General features: G+C 63.3%; 23 protein-coding genes. 9 read left to right on the top strand and 14 right to left on the bottom strand.

Annotated elements, in window-relative coordinates; genetic code table 11:
* Positions 1 to 11 precede the first annotated feature (11 nt).
* Positions 12 to 365, bottom strand: coding sequence for a hypothetical protein (locus tag CHR90_RS13505; RefSeq protein WP_094409541.1), 354 nt, complete (start codon positions 363 to 365; stop codon positions 12 to 14).
* A gap of 180 nt (positions 366 to 545) precedes the next feature.
* On the opposite strand from CHR90_RS13505, the gene thrS reads away from it, so the two are divergent.
* The 4 genes from thrS (at position 546) to CHR90_RS13485 (ending at position 5,037) form a co-directional block, all read left to right on the top strand.
* Positions 546 to 2,474 carry a threonine--tRNA ligase gene (gene thrS, locus CHR90_RS13500; RefSeq protein WP_094409803.1) on the top strand — a complete coding sequence of 643 codons (1,929 nt, stop codon included), beginning with the start codon at positions 546 to 548 and terminating at the stop codon, positions 2,472 to 2,474.
* A gap of 73 nt (positions 2,475 to 2,547) precedes the next feature.
* Positions 2,548 to 3,063 (top strand): translation initiation factor IF-3, encoded by a 516-nt coding sequence (infC, locus tag CHR90_RS13495; RefSeq protein WP_094409540.1) that lies wholly within the window; start codon positions 2,548 to 2,550, stop codon positions 3,061 to 3,063.
* A gap of 17 nt (positions 3,064 to 3,080) precedes the next feature.
* Positions 3,081 to 4,058, top strand: a complete 978-nt coding sequence (locus CHR90_RS13490; protein ID WP_094409539.1) for a magnesium transporter CorA family protein — start codon at positions 3,081 to 3,083, stop codon at positions 4,056 to 4,058.
* A gap of 49 nt (positions 4,059 to 4,107) precedes the next feature.
* Positions 4,108 to 5,037, top strand: coding sequence for an SPFH domain-containing protein (locus tag CHR90_RS13485; protein WP_094409538.1), 930 nt, complete (start codon positions 4,108 to 4,110; stop codon positions 5,035 to 5,037).
* Here CHR90_RS13485 and CHR90_RS13480 read toward each other — a convergent pair whose 3' ends face one another.
* From CHR90_RS13480 to CHR90_RS13460, 5 genes are all read right to left on the bottom strand, one after another.
* A complete protein-coding gene (locus tag CHR90_RS13480; protein ID WP_094409537.1) occupies positions 5,038 to 5,430 on the bottom strand; it encodes a carboxymuconolactone decarboxylase family protein in 393 nt (130 codons plus the stop codon).
* A complete protein-coding gene (locus CHR90_RS13475; protein ID WP_094409536.1) occupies positions 5,366 to 5,797 on the bottom strand; it encodes a MerR family transcriptional regulator in 432 nt (143 codons plus the stop codon). The genes CHR90_RS13480 and CHR90_RS13475 overlap by 65 nt, the downstream gene beginning before the upstream one ends.
* 63 nt (positions 5,798 to 5,860) lie before the next feature.
* On the bottom strand, positions 5,861 to 6,172 hold the full coding sequence (locus CHR90_RS13470; protein WP_094409535.1) for a HigA family addiction module antitoxin: 312 nt from the start codon (positions 6,170 to 6,172) through the stop codon (positions 5,861 to 5,863).
* 6 nt (positions 6,173 to 6,178) lie between these two features.
* On the bottom strand, positions 6,179 to 6,475 hold the full coding sequence (locus CHR90_RS13465) for a type II toxin-antitoxin system RelE/ParE family toxin (protein ID WP_094409534.1): 297 nt from the start codon (positions 6,473 to 6,475) through the stop codon (positions 6,179 to 6,181).
* Between the two features lie 51 nt (positions 6,476 to 6,526).
* On the bottom strand, positions 6,527 to 7,546 hold the full coding sequence (locus CHR90_RS13460; RefSeq protein WP_094409533.1) for an aspartate-semialdehyde dehydrogenase: 1,020 nt from the start codon (positions 7,544 to 7,546) through the stop codon (positions 6,527 to 6,529).
* Between the two features lie 207 nt (positions 7,547 to 7,753).
* Between CHR90_RS13460 and CHR90_RS13455 the strand changes: the two genes are divergently transcribed.
* The 5 genes from CHR90_RS13455 to CHR90_RS13435 all read left to right on the top strand — a co-directional run bounded on the left by CHR90_RS13455 (position 7,754) and on the right by CHR90_RS13435 (position 11,320).
* On the top strand, positions 7,754 to 8,323 hold the full coding sequence (locus CHR90_RS13455) for a class I SAM-dependent methyltransferase (RefSeq protein WP_094409532.1): 570 nt from the start codon (positions 7,754 to 7,756) through the stop codon (positions 8,321 to 8,323).
* Between the two features lie 170 nt (positions 8,324 to 8,493).
* Positions 8,494 to 9,465, top strand: a complete 972-nt coding sequence (locus tag CHR90_RS13450; RefSeq protein ID WP_094409531.1) for an NAD-dependent epimerase/dehydratase family protein — start codon at positions 8,494 to 8,496, stop codon at positions 9,463 to 9,465.
* A 2-nt stretch (positions 9,466 to 9,467) separates the two neighbouring features.
* Positions 9,468 to 10,022: an RNA 2',3'-cyclic phosphodiesterase gene (gene thpR, locus CHR90_RS13445; RefSeq protein ID WP_094409530.1), complete on the top strand. Its 555-nt coding sequence runs from the start codon at positions 9,468 to 9,470 to the stop codon at positions 10,020 to 10,022.
* On the top strand, positions 10,012 to 10,743 hold the full coding sequence (locus CHR90_RS13440; RefSeq protein ID WP_094409529.1) for an NAD-dependent deacylase: 732 nt from the start codon (positions 10,012 to 10,014) through the stop codon (positions 10,741 to 10,743). The genes thpR and CHR90_RS13440 overlap by 11 nt, the downstream gene beginning before the upstream one ends.
* Complete coding sequence (locus CHR90_RS13435) at positions 10,730 to 11,320, top strand: uracil-DNA glycosylase family protein (RefSeq protein ID WP_094409528.1); 591 nt, start codon at positions 10,730 to 10,732, stop codon at positions 11,318 to 11,320. Before CHR90_RS13440 ends, CHR90_RS13435 begins: the two co-directional genes overlap by 14 nt.
* Before the next feature lie 166 nt (positions 11,321 to 11,486).
* On the opposite strand, the gene CHR90_RS13430 is transcribed toward CHR90_RS13435, so the two are convergent.
* The 8 genes from CHR90_RS13430 to CHR90_RS13395 form a co-directional block, all read right to left on the bottom strand.
* Positions 11,487 to 11,993 carry a F0F1 ATP synthase subunit B family protein gene (locus CHR90_RS13430; protein WP_094409527.1) on the bottom strand — a complete coding sequence of 169 codons (507 nt, stop codon included), beginning with the start codon at positions 11,991 to 11,993 and terminating at the stop codon, positions 11,487 to 11,489.
* Entirely contained in the window at positions 11,993 to 12,484 is a 492-nt protein-coding gene (locus tag CHR90_RS13425; RefSeq protein ID WP_094409526.1) for a F0F1 ATP synthase subunit B family protein, read from the bottom strand. The genes CHR90_RS13430 and CHR90_RS13425 overlap by 1 nt, the downstream gene beginning before the upstream one ends.
* 101 nt (positions 12,485 to 12,585) lie before the next feature.
* Positions 12,586 to 12,810, bottom strand: a complete 225-nt coding sequence (locus CHR90_RS13420; protein WP_094409525.1) for an ATP synthase subunit C family protein — start codon at positions 12,808 to 12,810, stop codon at positions 12,586 to 12,588.
* Positions 12,811 to 12,876: 66 nt separating this feature from the next.
* Positions 12,877 to 13,605, bottom strand: a complete 729-nt coding sequence (locus CHR90_RS13415; protein ID WP_094409524.1) for a F0F1 ATP synthase subunit A — start codon at positions 13,603 to 13,605, stop codon at positions 12,877 to 12,879.
* A gap of 5 nt (positions 13,606 to 13,610) precedes the next feature.
* On the bottom strand, positions 13,611 to 13,961 hold the full coding sequence (locus CHR90_RS13410; RefSeq protein WP_094409523.1) for an AtpZ/AtpI family protein: 351 nt from the start codon (positions 13,959 to 13,961) through the stop codon (positions 13,611 to 13,613).
* Positions 13,962 to 14,073: 112 nt separating this feature from the next.
* Positions 14,074 to 14,964, bottom strand: coding sequence for a lysophospholipid acyltransferase family protein (locus CHR90_RS13405; RefSeq protein ID WP_094409522.1), 891 nt, complete (start codon positions 14,962 to 14,964; stop codon positions 14,074 to 14,076).
* Complete coding sequence (lpxK, locus tag CHR90_RS13400) at positions 14,961 to 15,935, bottom strand: tetraacyldisaccharide 4'-kinase (protein ID WP_094409521.1); 975 nt, start codon at positions 15,933 to 15,935, stop codon at positions 14,961 to 14,963. The genes CHR90_RS13405 and lpxK overlap by 4 nt, the downstream gene beginning before the upstream one ends.
* Complete coding sequence (locus CHR90_RS13395; RefSeq protein ID WP_094409520.1) at positions 15,932 to 16,639, bottom strand: lysophospholipid acyltransferase family protein; 708 nt, start codon at positions 16,637 to 16,639, stop codon at positions 15,932 to 15,934. Before CHR90_RS13395 ends, lpxK begins: the two co-directional genes overlap by 4 nt.
* Positions 16,640 to 16,688 lie beyond the last annotated feature (49 nt).

The raw sequence follows: 16,688 nt of genomic DNA, 5'->3' as shown, positions 1-16,688 counted from the left end.
GTCCTTGCGGTTTACTCCTTCGGCGCGACCAGCTTTACAGTGGCGCCTAGGGTGACCGGCTCCAGCCGCAGACTATCGGTTTTAAAAATCACCACCCGGCGCAGCGGGGCTTGCTCCAACGCCCCATCGCTGCCCTTGCGCATGGCATACTGCCAGGCGCTCAACTGCCCCTGCCGGGTGAGGAGCGTTGCCAGCGCCTCCAGTACCGGGCCTGAACCGAGCTTGGCCGCTTCCGCCGCCGTGACGCCGATGGTGATCTCGTCCTTGACCGTCACCACTTTGAAAAGCTGCACCGGCGCCGTCTGCGCCAGGGCCGTTCCCGCCGTTACCAAAACCGCGATCAGTGCTGCGCCGAAAGCCCGCATTTCGCCCTCCGATTAAATCTTGAGTCGATTTATAAGAAGAACCCCCGGCTAAGGCAACGCACCGCTTGCAGGAAAGTCTGGGGAACCCCGCGCCGCCAAGGCTTGACAGCCCCCCTACCACTCTCGCACGGTCTGCCGTTGCAGGACTTCCCCTGCAAACGATCTTTTTGAGTGAGTATGATGATCAGGATTACCCTTCCCGATAATAGCGTGCGGGAGTTCCCCGGCCCGGTCACGGGCGCGGCGGTGGCTGCCAGCATCGGGGCGGGGCTGGCAAAGGCTGCCCTCGCCATTAAAATCAACGGCGAAGTGAAGGACCTGACCACTACTCTCACTACCGACGTTAAGCTTGAGATCATTACGCTCAAGTCGCCCGACGCTTTGGAGCTGATCCGCCACGACTGCAGCCACATCATGGCGCAGGCGGTGCAGGAACTGTTCCCCGGCACGCAGGTGACCTTTGGCCCGGCGACGGAAACCGGCTTCTATTACGATTTCCATCGGAAAGAGCCGTTTTCGACCGAAGACCTCGCCGGGATCGAAGCCCGCATGCGCGAGATCGTGAAGCGCGATTTGCCCTTCGTCCGCGAAGTTTGGAGCCGCGATAAGGCCGTCGCTTACTTCACCGAGAAGGGCGAGAGCTTTAAGGCCGAATGGATCGGCGAGATCGACGCCAACGAAGATATCTCCATCTATCGCCAAGGCGATGCGTGGCTGGATCTCTGTTACGGCCCGCATCTCCCGTCCACCGGCAAGATCGGCCAGGCCTTCAAGCTGACCAAAGTGTCGGGCGCCTATTGGCGCGGCGACGCCAGCAAGCCGCAGTTGCAGCGCATCTATGGCACGGCGTGGCGCACTCAGGATGAGCTAGACCAATATTTGTTCCAGCTTGCCGAGGCCGAAAAGCGCGATCACCGCAAGCTTGGACGCGAAATGAACCTCTTCCATCAGCAGGAAGAGGCGGCGGGCATGGTCTTCTGGCACCCCAAGGGCTGGACGCTGTTCCGCACGCTGGAAAACTTTATCCGCGGACGGCTCGACCAGAACGGTTATGTGGAGGTGAAAACCCCGCAGCTTGTCGATAGCTCGCTGTTCAAGGCTTCCGGCCATTGGGACATGTACGGCGACAATATGTTCAAGGTCGAAGTCGATGCGGGCGAGCGCCTGTTCGGCATTAAACCGATGAACTGCCCGGCGCACGTGCAGGTCTTCCGGCAAGGGCTGAAGTCCTACCGCGATCTGCCGATCCGTATGGCGGAATTCGGCGCCTGCCATCGCAACGAATCCTCGGGCTCGCTGCACGGCATTATGCGCGTCCGCGCCTTCACCCAGGACGATGCGCATATCTTCTGCCGTGAAGACCAGATTACCTCGGAATCGCTTGAGTACTGCAAGCTCCAACTGGGCGTTTACCGCGATCTAGGCTTCGGTCTGGATCAGGTCAGCGTCAAGCTGGCCCTGCGCCCCGATGTGCGCGCTGGGACCGATGAGACCTGGGACCGGGCCGAACAAGGGCTGCGCGACGCGCTGAACGCCGCCGGTCTGCCGTTCGAAGAACTGCCGAACGAAGGCGCCTTCTACGGCCCGAAGGTGGAATTCCACCTGACCGACGCCATCGGGCGAACGTGGCAGTGCGGCACCTTGCAGCTCGATTTCGTGCTGCCGGAGCGGCTGGACGCCACCTATATCGGCGAGGATAGCGCCCGGCACCGCCCCGTGATGCTGCACCGGGCGATCTTGGGCAGCCTGGAGCGCTTCATCGGCATTCTGATCGAACATTATGCCGGTAAGCTGCCGCTGTGGCTGGCCCCCCTCCAAGTCGTCGTCGCCAATATCACCGGCGATGCCGAACCCTATGCCCAGGAAGTCGCCGACGCCTGCCGCAAGGCGGGGCTGAAGGTCGAACTCGACGCGCGCAACGAAAAGATCAACTACAAGGTGCGCGAACATTCGCTGGCGAAAGTGCCGGTGATGCTGGTCGTTGGGCGGCGCGAGGCGGAAAATCGGACCGTTGCCATTCGGCGCATGGATGGGGAGACGCAGGAAGTTCTTGAACTTGCGGCAGCCCTGACTAGACTAACAGAAGAAGCCCAGGTTCCGGCGGCGTAAGCCGCCGGGGCCTTTTCGGCTATCACATCGATGGCGTTTACAGGAGTGAGTCATAGCTAGGATACCTCAAGACATGGTGCCGACCCGCGACGGGCCCCGCATCAATGACGAAATCAACTCGATGCAGGTGCGCCTCGTTGCCGCCGATGGCGAGATGGTTGGCGTTGTATCGCTGCGCGAGGCGCTGGAACGGGCCGAAGACGCCGGGATGGACCTGGTGGAAGTCGCGGCGCAAGCCGTGCCGCCCGTCTGTAAGATTCTGGACTACGGCAAGTTTAAGTTCGAAGAACAGAAGCGTAAGGCCGAAGCCCGCAAGAAGCAGAAGATCATCGAAGTGAAGGAAATTAAACTTCGCCCGATGATCGACGACAATGATTACGCCGTCAAAATGCGGGCGATGGTAAAATTCATCGAGGAAGGCGACAAGGTAAAGGTTACCCTGCGCTTCCGCGGCCGTGAATTGGCGCATCAGGAACTGGGGATGCAAGTCCTTATCCGTGTGCGCGACGATCTTGAGGCCATCGCCAAGGTAGAACAGATGCCCAAGATGGAAGGCCGTCAGATGATTATGGTAATGGCGCCGCGGTAACGGCGCCTTTTCCTTTTATGCTGACCGCTTATGGTCTTGTCGGGAACCGGCTTGCCGCGCTTCCCGACCTTCCCGCCGACAGCCGCCTAGCCCGCTGGATCGACCTTCGCACTCCCACGCTGGAGGAGGAACAGGCGGTCGAAGCCTTGGTCGGCGTCGCCATTCCCACCGCCGAAGACCGCCGCCCGGTGGAAGAATCCGCCCGGCTGTACCGCGACAATGGCGCGCTGGTCATGACCGCCGTGGTCATTACCGGCGTTAGCGAGGGGCGGCCTATCCGCTCCCGCGTGACCTTCGTGTTGACCGCGACCACCTTGGTCAGCGTCCGCTATATCGATCCGCTGCCCTTCCGCCAATTCATCGACCGCGCCCAACATCTGCCGACCGACGAAGCGGCGGCGGACACTTTGCTCGTTGGGCTGCTCGAAGCCATTCTGGAACGCGCCGCCGATGTGTTGGAACAGGTGGCTGCCGATCTCGATGATGTCTCGCTGCGGCTGTTCTTTAAGGACGAAGATACGAACCGCCGCCGCCCATCCGAAGAGCAGATGCAAGCCCTGCTGCGCCGCCTGGGGCGCAAACGCCGCATCGGCACCCTGCTGCGCGAAAGCTTGCTGAGCTTTGAGCGGCTGATCCCTTTCCTGGCCGAACATACCGGCCCGCGCCTGACCACCGACTGCCACACGCGCCTTAATTTAGTGCTGCGCGATATTCGGTCCCTCACGACCTTCGAAGGGCAGATGTCGGAAGAAATCACCTATCTGCACGAAGCGACCCTGGGGCTAATTACCCTGGCGCAAAACCAGATCGTGAAGGTCTTTTCCATCGTCGCCGTGCTGTTCCTGCCGCCGACGCTTGTGGGGGCGATCTACGGCATGAACTTCGACGGCATGCCGGAGCTTAAATGGGCCTGGGGCTATCCCTTCTCGCTGCTGCTGATGTTGATTTCGGCCCTCGTCCCCTATTGGTGGTTGCGCCGCAAAGGGTGGCTGTAGCGGCGTTTTAGGCTATGGTGGGGGCCTCCTTCGCCCTAATGGTGCCGTCATGCCCTTTGATCTGAACCCCGCGCTCGTCATTCCGCTGGTGCTGCTGATCCTTCTGCTGCCGATGATGATCTTCCAAGTGCCGCAGAACGAAGTGCGGACCATCGCGCGCTTTGGCAAATTCGTGCGCACCGCCCAGGCGGGGCTGAACATCAAACTGCCGCCCCCTTTCGAAGTGGTCGATCGAAAGATCAACTTCCGCGTCTATTCCATCGCCGTCGAACAGCAGATCCGCTCGAAGGATAATCTGTTCATGACCCTGGCTGCGAACGTGCAGACCGCCGTTACCAATAAACCCGAAGCCATCGTCGCGGCGGCCTATACGGTCGATCGGGTCGAAGAGATGCTGGCGGGCTTCGTGATGGATGCCATGCGCTCCGTCACCGGCAATAAGACCAGCGCTGAACTGTACGAAGAAAGCCACGGATTGGGCCAGCAGATCGAAGCCCAAGTAGCGGAACGGTTTGCGAGCTTCGGTTATCAGATTCAGAACATCACCGTCGGCGCGCCCCATGTGTCGGAGGAGGTGCAGCGGTCCTTCGATAAGGTCGCCAGCGCCGCGCGGGAACAGGAAGCCGCCCAGTTCGAAGCCCATGCTACGCTGATCCGCCGCCGGGGCGAGGCAGAGGCAGACGCCGCTTATATGATCCGCCAAGCCCAAGGGATTTCCGAAGCGCGCGCCCTCATCTTCAACGGCTATGTCGCCCTGCTGCGCGACAATGCCGAAACCCTACATGCGGCCCGCGTGAACCCAGAAAAACTGATGGAGCAATTGGTCGAGTTCAACCGGCTGGATGCTATCGTCCATGCCGCTGGCAAAGGCAAGCTGGTGGTGATGGACGTTGCTGCCCCCAGCCGGGTCGCGAGCCAAATTGCCGCCCAGGAAGTGACGGCAACCGAGAAGCCAAGCCGGGTGCCGTCGGCGGGGTGATCACACCCCGCGGTCAGCAAAAACCTCCTTCGCTGCGAACATGCCGTTGAGCGCAGCGGGGAAACCGGCATAAAGCGCCATTTGGAAGATCACCTCGGTAATCTCCGCGCGGCTTAGTCCGACGTTCAAGCCGCCGTGCAAATGCACTTTAAGCTGCGGCGTGGCCGTGCCCATCGCGGTCAGCGCGGCGATGGTCGCAATCTCCCGATCTCGCAGGCTTAGGCCGGGGCGGCTGTAGATTTCGCCAAAGCCGAACTGGATGATGGCCGTCGCCAAATCCGGGGCAATATCGGCCAGCGCGGCGATAACAGCCTCTCCGGCGGCGCCGTCAATTTCGGTCAACCGGGCGAGGCCGAGGGGATAGCGATAGTCCTGGGCATGGGTCGGGGTCATGGCCGATCTCCTGTTCGGCAAGCGCGGCGGTATAATCCGCGATCTTGCGGTCCAGAACGGTCAGGCAGTCGGTAAGATCGGCGATCTTGGCCGCAACCTCGGCGCGGTGCGCGATCAGCATCTCCCGCCGCGCCGCCGAGGTTCCCGGCCCCGCCGCCCGCAGGCGGGCATAGGCCAGCATCTTCTGGATCGACATCCCAGTGGTCTTCAACCGCCCGAGGAACCCGAGCCAGACCAAGATGCCGCTATCATAATCGCGCCGCTGGCCGCTGTCCCGATCTGCGCGGGGCAGTAGGCCGATGCGTTCATAATAGCGCAGGGTATGCACCGACAGACCACAGCGCGCGGCAAGTTCCCCGATTTTCATCGACCGTCCTTCCGTTCAACGCTGCTGTCGATAGCGCTTAGAGCGCGCTCTAGATCAAGCGCTTTATGCGGCAGCGGGCGATAAAGGTCTGGCCCGCTCGATCCGCGCCCGCTCCTCCGGGGAATGCAGCGCTAACCAAAGGTCGGTGCGGCGCTGAACATTCAGCCAGAAGTCGGCCGAATTGCCGAAGACCCGTGCGAGGATGAGAGCGGTCGGCGCCGTTACGCTGCGACGATTATGGCATAATTCGTTCACATGCTTGCGGGGCACGCCCATTGCCGCAGCCAAGGCGGTTTGCGTCAGCCCGAGGGGCACCATACACTCTTCCACCAGAATTTCGCCGACCGATGCCGGCTTGCGCGCTGTCGTCAGCATGGCCCTTCACCGATAGCTATGATTGTCTAAGTAGAGGTCCGAAGCCTCGCCCCTGTCGCTGTTCCATCGAAAGATCAGCCGCCATTGCTGATTCACCCGAATGGAGTGATCGCCGTCGAGGATTCCCCTCAGTCTCTCGAAATGATTAATCGGCGGCACCCGCAGATCCTGATCGGTTGTCGCATCGTCAATCATCTGAAGCTTGCGAAACAGCCGGTTCTCAAGGTCGGATGGAATGGCACGCACGCGGATATCTTCCACAAAGAATGCCCGCAGCCACCCATCCCGAAATCCGACAATCATCTAACGCCCCACTAGATAGCCTATTGTACCACCCAATGGGACACACCCCAATTACTTCTTCTTCCGCGCCTTCAGTAGGCTTTCCAGAATTTGCACAGCGTTCAGCCCGCCGCCCTTGCGGGTATTGTCGGTGACGCACCAGAAGCTGATGCCATGCGGCACGGTTTTATCGTCGCGAATGCGGGAGACGAAGACCAAATCATCGCCCGCCGATTCGACCGGGGTGACATAGCCTTCGTCGGCCCGGTGGTCGATGACCGAGAGGCCCGGGGTTTTCTTCCAGAGATCGCGCGCGGCGGTCGCCGTTAGGGCCCCCTCGAACTCCACCGTCACTGCGGCGGCCTGCCCGATGAACACCGGCACGCGGACGCAGGTGGCCGTTAGGGCGATGTCGGGGCCAACGAGCTTGCGGGTTTCCCCCGCCAGGGTCGCCTCTTCCTCGGTATACCCATCGCTTTCGAAGGCCCCGACCTGGGGAATGACGTTGAAGGCGATCTGCTTCGGAAAATGTTCCTTGGTCGGAAGATCATTCACATAAACGCCGCGCGTTTGGGTGAACAGCTCGTCCATCGCTTGCCGCCCCGCGCCGGAAACCGGCTGGTAGGAGGAGACGACAACGCGCTTGATCGGCACCGCTGCCTGTAGGGGCTTCAGCACACAGGCAAGCAGAATGGCGAGGGCGGAGGGATTAGCGCAGATATTCTTTTTCATCTGCCCCAGGGCGGCGTCATTCACCCCCGGCACCACCAGCGGCACGCCGGGTTCCAGGCGGAAAGCGTCGGAACAATCGATCACCATCGCCCCGGCCTCCACCGCGCGCTTCACTTCCTTCTTCGCCGTGCGGGCGTCGATGGCGAAAAACGCATAATCGATCCCAGCAAAGTCGAAGCCATTCAACGCCTGGACGGTCAGATCATCATCCTCGCCGAAGGAAACCTCGCTACCGACCGATCGGTCGGAGGCCAGCGCGACGACATTAGCAGCGGGCACCAGATCGGCTTCCGCCAAGCTGACCAAAATTTCCCGCCCCACCGATCCGGTCGCCCCGACCACGGCCAGTTTCACGCTCATCGCATTTTCCTTTCGGCTACTCTTGGCGACAGGAGGTAAGCCGATTAGGGGGGAAATACAAGACGGACTGCCAGCCGACAGCCGAGCGACCGATGAGCATTAACCGCTTCCCTCTTGCCCCGCCGTCACGTCATCGCCACAGTGTGACCCTAAACTGAAGGAAGTGTTACGCTTCGTTCACGGCAGCAACAGAGAGAAAACCCCCCGATGCGCTCTGCCCACGGTATTTTCGTGTTTCTGCGGTCTATGGTCGATAATCCCACGCGGATCGGCGCCGTTCTCCCCTCCTCCTCCGCGCTCGCCCGCTTGATGGCAAAGCAGATTCGCCTGTCGCCCGGCGAGGCGATTGTGGAAATTGGCGCGGGTACCGGCGTCGTGACGGCGGCGCTGCTGGAAGCCGGGGTGCCGCGCGACGCGCTTTATGTCGTCGAACTCGACCCACGCCTCGCCGAGTATCTGCGCAAGCGCTTCCCCGGCGTCGAAATCCTCCAGGGCGATGCCGCAAAACTACCCGAGCTGCTGCCCGCCCACCGCGTTGGGCGTATCGCCTCGGTCGTCTCCAGCCTGCCGATCCGCCCGATGCCGAAAAGCGTGCAGAAATCCATCGTGGAAGCCGCTTTCGCGGTCATGAAGCCGCAGGGCAACTTCATTCAATATACCTATCCGCCGTTCAGCCCGCTGCGCGACCCCAGCCTGAACATTCGCGGCACGCGCCTTGGGCGTATTTGGGCGAATGTTCCGCCCGCCGCCGTCTGGCGGTTTCAGAAGACCCACTGATTTTTCAGAGGATTATCCGAAGGGGGACCGCTAGGGTCGGCCCCCCTTCAGATACTGTGACGCAGGATAAGGCGTCGTAGAGACTTCACGTTAACTTTGGTTGATTTCAGAAAAGTTAACGTTCTGCCGAAATCTGTGACGAATTCGAGGCAAAGGCCGGACGGGGCAGCATGCAGGTTCTCATTACCGGCGGAACGGGGTTTCTGGGGTTGACCCTGGCGGAACGCTTGGCTGGGCAGGGGGTGCGGACCGTGCTGCTCGGCCTTAGCCCGCCGCCGCCGGGGGCGATTGCCCGGTTGGCCACCCTGCCCGGGCCGGTGGTGCCGCTGCCCGGCGATATTCGGGACGAGGCACGCCTTGGCAGTCTGTTGCGCGATTACGGCATCACCCACATCGTCCATATGGCCGCCATCTCTGCTGGGCCAGAGCGCGAACGCCATGATGCGCGCGAGATCCTGGATGTCGCCGTCCTGGGGGCACTGGCCGTCCTAACGGCAGCGCAGCGGCATCTGGTGCGCCGGGTGGTGCTGGTCAGTAGCGCCAACGTGTTCGGCGCCCTGGCCTATGGCAGCACCCCCCTGCGGGAAGATGGGTTCCTGCGCCCCGATACGCTGTCCGCCATCGGCAAGGCGGCGCAGGAAGCGATGCTGGAGCGGTTGGCGCAACTCTCCGGCCTCGATGCGGTCACGGCGCGGCTCAGCGATCTGTTCGGCCCGTTGGAATATGATACCGGCCACCGCGATGCCCTCTCCGCCCCCTGGCAGTGCTGGGCCGCCGCCCGGGCGGGCAAGCCGATCCTGCTGCCGCGCCCCGGCCTTAACGACTGGCTCTATGCCCCCGATGCGGCCGTGGCGTTGGAAGCGCTACTGACGGCCCCGCGCCTCACCCATCGGCTGTACCATGTGGCCCCCGGCGCGCGCTGGAGCCTTGCCGACTGGTGCGCCCGCCTTGCCCCGGCCTTCCCAGGCCTGACTTGGGATTTGACCGCCGATCCTGCCGCCGAGACCATCCGTCTGCCCTTGCTGGCTGACCGGGCGCCGCTCGACGCGCGGCGGTTGACGCAGGAAACCGGCTTCCGCCCCACCTTCGACCTGGAGGCCGCCGCCGAGGATTTCCTCGCGCGCGTCTCGGTGGGGGGCTAGGCATGCTGCGGCTCTTCGTCGCCCTACCGCTGCCGCCGGAAGTTCGGATGCGCCTCTCGCTTCTATCCGGCGGTATTCCGGGCGCGCGGTGGATGCCGCCGGAGAGCTATCACATCACCTTGCGCTTTATTGGCGAGGTAGATGGCGGCACCGCCCAGGATATTGCGACGGCCCTGGCGCGGATCAGCGCCGATCCCCTCGACCTTGGCTTGAGCGGTCTTGAGACCTTCGGCCAGGGGGAGGCAGCGCGCGTGCTGTGGGTAGGGGTAGAGCGGCATCCGGCGCTGCTGGACCTTCGCGACCGGGTGGAGGCGGCCTTGCGCCTTGTCGGCATTGCCCCCGATCCGCAGAAATATATTCCGCACGTTACCCTGGCGCGGTTGAAGAAACCGCCGGTCGGCGCACTAATGCGCCAGATCGCTGCCCAATCGCCGCTTCGGCTGCCGCCAGTGGCCTTCCGCCGCTTCATCCTCTATTCCAGTTGGTCGCAGGCCGAGGGGCCTTTCTATCGCGAAGAGGCCGTCTATCCGTTGGGGGAAACCGAAGATGATTTCTGATTGGCGCTTCCGGCGGGGCGATCCCATCGTGGTTCTAACCGGGGCGGGTATTTCGCGCGAAAGCGGCCTCGATACTTTCCGCGATATCGGCGGGGTATGGAGCAAGGTAAAGCTGGAAGACGTGGCAACCCCCGAAGGCTATGCCCGCGATCCGCAGCAGGTGCAGGATTTCTACAACGCCCGCCGCGCCCAACTGACCGAGGCTGCCATTCAGCCCAACGCCGCCCACCGCGCCCTCGCCGCGCTGGAAGCCGAGTGGCGCGGCCCGGTGTTTTTGGTAACACAGAATATCGACGATCTGCACGAACGGGCGGGCAGCCGCAGCCTTCTGCATATGCACGGCGAACTGCGCCGGGTGCGCTGCACCGCCTGCGGTGATAATCGGGAGGAGGCGGGCGCGGTGACGATTGCCGACGTTTGCCCGAAATGTAGCGCCATCGGCACCCGGCGGCCCGATATCGTCTGGTTCGGCGAAATGCCCTATGGCATGGACCGGATTTATGAAGCCTTGGTTGACTGCGAGCTGTTCATCTCGATCGGCACCTCTGGCACTGTCTACCCAGCGGCGGGCTTTGTTACCGAAGCGCGCGCCCACGGGGCCTATTGCCTGGAATTGAACCTAGAGCCGTCCCACGGCGCCAGCATGTTCCATCGCGTGCTGAACGGCCCGGCGACCGAGCTTGTGCCGCGCCTGGTCGAGGCGCTGCTTGACCGCCAGTGACCTTCCGGGTCTGCTGGCCGCCGTGCGCGGCTGCGCGGCCTGTGCCGATTTGCCCCTGGGGCCGCGCCCCGTCGTGCAGCTTGGCCCGGCGGCGCGGCTGCTGATCATCGGACAAGCCCCCGGCACCAAGGTTCATGCCACCGGTCTGCCCTTCAACGATCCCAGCGGCGACACACTGCGCCGCTGGCTGGGGATGGACCGCGCGACCTTCTATGACCCGGCCCAAGTGGCGCTGACGCCGATGGGCTTCTGCTACCCCGGCAAGCTCGGCAGCGGCGACGCCCCGCCGCGCACGGCTTGCGCGCCGCTATGGCACGCGCGGCTGCACGCTCATTTGACCGATCTGCGGGTAACGATCCTGCTCGGGCGCTATGCCCTCTCGGCCTATCTGCCGGAGCGCGCCAAACTGTCCGTCACCGAAGCAGTGCGCACCGGGCCGCAGCCTCATCCACACTATGGGTTACTCTGGCCGCTGCCGCACCCCAGTCCACGCAACCGGCGTTGGCTGCGGGAGAACCCGTGGGTGGAGGCGACGGTGATCCCCGCCCTACGCGCTGCGCTGGGCCGAAACGCCTAAGGCTTTAGAGCAAATCCCGAGCGGGTGGACCACCCGCGACGACGTATTTGCCGAAAAAACAGAAGTTTAGAGCGTTTGACGTGAGCCGTAGCGAACGAAAAACGCTCTAAACAAAAACCCCGGCACCGTGCGGCACCGGGGTTAATCATTCGACCGGATCGGCTGTTTAGTTCAACCGGCTCGGCAGATCGGCAATCGCTTGATCGATCAAGCGGGTCGCGCCAGCGCCGCCCGCATTGTTCCACAGCAGCTTGCCCGTGGCTTCAATCGCGATGCGGATGGTTTCAGCCTTCACTTCCGCCAAGGCCGAGGCTTCGGCCTGGGCGATCTTTTCCAGCGCAGCCTTTTGGCGACGCGCCAGGGTCGCTTCCAGTTCCGACTGAAGCTCGGCGCGCAGCCGCTCCGCCCCTGCCTGGGCATCCGCCGTCAAGCGGGTCGCTTCGGCCTTGGCCTTTTCCGATTCGCTTTTGGCTTTTGCCAGCAGGTCTTCGGCTTCTTTGCGCAGGCTTGCGGCTTCGTCGATCTGGCGCTTCACGGCCTCGGCATGCTTATCCAGCATGCTCGACAGCGCGCCCCACATCTTCTTACCCGCGAGGGCGACGAAAACGACGAAACCGATTGCAACCCAATTCGAAGGGTCCGCCAGGAACCCGCCGTGATGTTCGGTGGCCATTAGGCGTGACCTCCCTGCGTTCCGGCAACTGCCGCCTGGGCGTCACTGTCCGAAACCGGCACGTTCAGCAGCTTCGCCGCCGCCGCTTGCGCAACTTCGGTCGCGACCGAGCGGACATTGGCGAGCGCTGCCGCCTTTGCCGATGCGATCCGCGCTTCCGCTGCCGCCGTTTCCGCCGACAGTTTCTGCACCAACTCGCTTTCGCGCTGCTTGGCTTCCGCCGAAACGGTATCCTGCACCGCTTTCAGCTGCGCGGCAGCCGAGGCTTTGACCTCGGCAAATTGTTTTTCGACAGCGGCCTGAAGCTCTTCGGCGCTCGCCCGGGCTGCCTTGGCAGCGGCGATGTCACCGTCGATGCGGCTGCTGCGGGCGTCCAGAATGCGGCTAAGCCGGGGCAGAGCCACTTTCGCCATCAGCACAAGCAGAAGGCCGAAAGTGATCGCCAGCCAGAAAAGCTGCATCGGGAAAACGCCGGGGTTCAGTTGTGGCATTGGAGCCCCCGAAGTTGGGTTTCCCGATCAAGAAATCTCGATCTTGGATAGACAGACGGGGCGCGCCGCAGACGACACGCCCCGACCAGCAACGATTAGGCTTACGAGAACAGGATCAGGAAGGCGATCAGCAGCGCGAACAGCGCCACGGCTTCCGTCAGCGCGAAGCCAAGGATACCGACGCCGCGCAGGTTCGATTCCACCGCCGGGTTGCGGGCGATCGAAGCAATCAGCGTCGAGAAGATGTTGCCAAGGCCGATGCCGACGCCGAACAGGGCGATAACGGCCAGACCGGCACCGATGAACTTGGCGGCTTGAGCGTCCATGTTAGGTTCCTTCGCGGTAACTTTAGGTGGTGGTGATTGAACAGCGTCTCGAGATCGGGACCGGGCTTAGTGCAGCTCGATCGCGTCCTTGAGATAGAGGCAGGTCAGGATGCTGAAGACATAGGCTTGCAGCAGCGCAACCAGAATTTCGAACCCGGTCAGGGCGACGATCAGCGCGAGCGGCGCCAAACCGCCGATGATGCCCAGCGACACGGCGAACCCGCCGAACACCTTCAGCATCGTGTGACCCGCCATCATGTTGGCGAAAAGACGGATCGACAGGCTGACCGGACGGGCGAAGTACGACAAAACTTCGATGGGGATGACGATGGGGGCCATCCACCAGGGCGTTCCGGCGGGCAAGAAGAAGGCGAAGAAGTGCAGCCCGTGGCGGGCCAGGGCGATGATGGTCACGGTCACAAACACCGTCGCCGCCAGCCCGAAGGTGACGATGATATGGCTGGTGTAGGTGAAGGTGAACGGCACCATGCCGATCAGGTTGCCGAGCAGCACGAATAGAAACAGCGAGAAGACGAAGGGGAAATATTTCATCCCTTCATGCCCAGCGTTTTCACGCACCATATTGGCGACGAAGCCGTGCACCATTTCCGCCAGCGCCTGAAGGCGGCCGGGGATCAGGGACTGGCGCGCGGTCGCGGCGATCATCAGGCCGGTGGCGAGGATCACGGCCACGACCATGAACAGCGCCGAATTGTTGAACGGCACATTGAAGCCGGCCAGCGAGAGATCTGGACCGATCGGATGGACTTCAAACTGCGCCAGCGGGCCTGCCATGCTGCCTATTCCTCTCGCTTCGGCGGCGTCTGCGAAGCCTTGCTGCGGTAACCGACCGCCGCATCCTGCCCTTGCAGAAACCGATACACATTCAAAAACCCAGCCGCCGCGCCCATCATGAAGCAGACGATCAAGCCCCAGGGTTTGGTGCCGAACCAAATGTCGATCCCATACCCAAGACCGGCCCCGACCAGCACGCCAGACACAAGATCGACCCCGACCCGCGCCCCAACGCCTAAGTCGGCCCTACCTTTCCGTTTTCCGGCGGGTTTCCCCTGCCGTTCAGCTTCCAGCGATGCGAGGCGCTGCGCGAAATCATCGTCGCGCTTGCCTCCCCCCTCTGTCGGCCCGGTCATAGGCACGGCCCTTCTTGATCGCCCGTCCAACGTGAACCGGCAAATTGCGGCGCACCATAAAAAGGCCCCTGCCCCCTGTCAAGAATTAGGGGCACGGATTCCGGCGGTTTGATTAAGATTTTGGCCAGCGGCGATGAAACCACAGCCATTGCGCCGGATTGGCACGGATCCAGCTTTCCAGTAGCCCATTGATCCGGGTCATAAATTGCACCTGCGGGCTGTCGGTCGCGGCGGGATTGACCAAACTGCTCGGTTCGATCAACGGCATGATCATCAAGCGAAAGCGCGCCCCGCCCAGGCGAACCGGTTGGGCCGCCAGCAGCACCGCGTCGAACTTCAGCGCCAGATCGGCAACGGCGGAGGCGGTCATGGCCGGACGGCCGAAGAAGGGCACGGCAATGCCGTCATTCATCTTCTGATCGACCAGCAGGCCCAAATGCCCGCCCTTCTTCAGCGCTTTCAGCAGCAGCCGCGCCCCCGCCGCGCCCTTCGGCACCAGATCCGGCCCGGCAAGGCGGCGGGCGTGACGAATGACCGCATCCACTCGGGGATTGTTCGGCGCGCGATACACATTGGTCAGCGGCACCCCCGCCCATCCGGCAGCGGCGGGCATGATTTCCCAATTGGCGATATGGCCGGAAAAGGCGATGCCGCAGCGGCCATCGTCGCGGAAGGCTTCGAGATGCGCCATCCCGACAATCTCCACCCGCTCGTTCAGAATACGGTCGAGATGGGGATATTCGAACAGGGTCCGCCCAAGATTATCCCAGGCGGCGCGCAGCACGCGGCGGCGCTCCCCGGCGGGCATCTCAGGAAAGGCCAAGCGCAGATTGGCATCGCCGACGCGGTTCACCGGCAATAGCGGCCCGATACGGCGGGCAAGAAACCCACCGAGGCCGGAGGCGACATCGAGCGGCAGCGCCCGCAGCAGTCCAAACAGCCCCCAGGCGATCCCGGCTTCCAGCGGGTCGCGCAGCCAGCGGCGCAGCAAGGGGCGGCTCATCGCAACCGCTCCAGTACCGGGGCCAGCACGCTGTCGAGCGCGTCGGGCGCCTCGAAGACCAGCCGAACCGGCAGAACCTCTATCCCGCTCCGGTCTTCCGGCAGCAAGCGGGCGAAATCCTTGGCCGTTGTCACTAATGCGGCCCCCGCAGCGGCGGCATCCCGGCGCAGGGCATCAAGGTCGGTTGCCGCATAGGGGCGATGATCAGCGAAGGCGCGGGTTCCAGCAATCTCCACCCCGATCCCGGCCAGCGTGTCGAAAAACTTCTGCGGGCGCCCGATCCCAGCAAAGGCGAAGACCCGCCGCCCGCGCCACGCCAGTGCCCCGTCGGGCACGAGCTGCGCCGTCAGCAGGGGTATCCCCACAGGGAGATGGGCGGCCAGGCCGCAGCGATCGGCCCCAATGCGGATCACGGCTTGCGCCCGCGCCACCCCCGCCGCCACCGGCTCGCGCAACGGCCCGGCTGGCAACACCCGGCCATTGCCGAAGCCCGCCCCGCCATCGACGACGATTAAGGAGACGTGTTTGCGCACGGCGGGGTTCTGAAAGCCATCGTCCATCACGATCACCTGGGCCCCCGCCGCCCGCGCGGCCTGCGCCCCCGCCGCCCGGTCCTTGGCAACGATGGTTGGCGCGGTCGCCGCCAGCAGCAGAGGTTCGTCCCCCACCTCGGCGGCGGAATGTTCCGCTGGATCGACCCAGACCGGCCCCGGCAGACTGCCGCCATAGCCGCGCGTCAGGGCAAAGGCCGTAAGGCCCTTCGCTTGAAGGTACGCCAGGATCGCCAACACAACCGGGGTTTTGCCCTGACCGCCGACCGTCAGATTGCCGACGCAGATCACCGGGCACCCAGGATCAACCCCCTCGGTCGCGGCCAAGCGTCGCGCCGTGACCGTCGCGACCCGGCTCGCAACCGGCTGTAAGAGGCGCGGTAACAGCCCATCGCGCAACCAAAAGCGGGGGGCGTTCACGCCTCCTCCTCCGTCCCCGTCAACGGGGCGCCGGGCGGCGTTGCAGGGAGGCCGAAATGAGCGTCGGCAGCCGCCATCTGGTCATTCATCGCCACCTCCAGCGCCGCACTGGCCGCCTCCACCGTCAGATCGGTCACATCCAGCGGCTGGCCAACCGTCAGATAAATCCGGTTGAACGGCAAAGCGATGACGAACCGGTCCCACGATCCAGCCACCCAGCGGCGTTTGACGGCATAGGTCACCGGAAGGATCGGCACCCGCCCGAGTTTAGCGACATGGATGATGCCCGGCTTCACCCGCTGGCGCGGCCCCTTCGGCCCATCCGGGGTGATGCCGATGGTATCGCCCCCGCGCAGCAGCCGGATCATCGCATAAAGCGCTTCCTTCCCGCCGCGCCGCGACGATCCCGGCACCCATTCCACCCCGAAGGGCCGAACGGCGCGGGCGATCAACTCGCCGTCATTATGCTGGGAAATCAGCATATGGATTTTCCGCCCGGTCGGCACCCAATGGTAGGGCATCAGCAGAATGCGGCTATGCCAGAACGCCAAAATAAAGGGGCGGGCTTCTGTGAAAAACGGCTCGGATTCGGTCGGACAAATCCGTTCGACCCGGCTGGTCGCCCAAACGAAGCGGATATAAGTATAGGCGATGAAGACGATCAGCCGCTTCCCGAAGTCAGACTTGATGAGCTTCTTCAGCATGGCGGCAGCTCCCGGAAAAACGCGCGACTCGGGCTGTGAATGAGAGTGT

The organism is Elstera cyanobacteriorum, from assembly GCF_002251735.1.
Classification (GTDB): Bacteria; Pseudomonadota; Alphaproteobacteria; order Elsterales; family Elsteraceae; genus Elstera; species Elstera cyanobacteriorum.
Note: the sequence above shows the minus strand (reverse complement) of the source record. Positions and strands in the feature narration are given on the sequence as shown.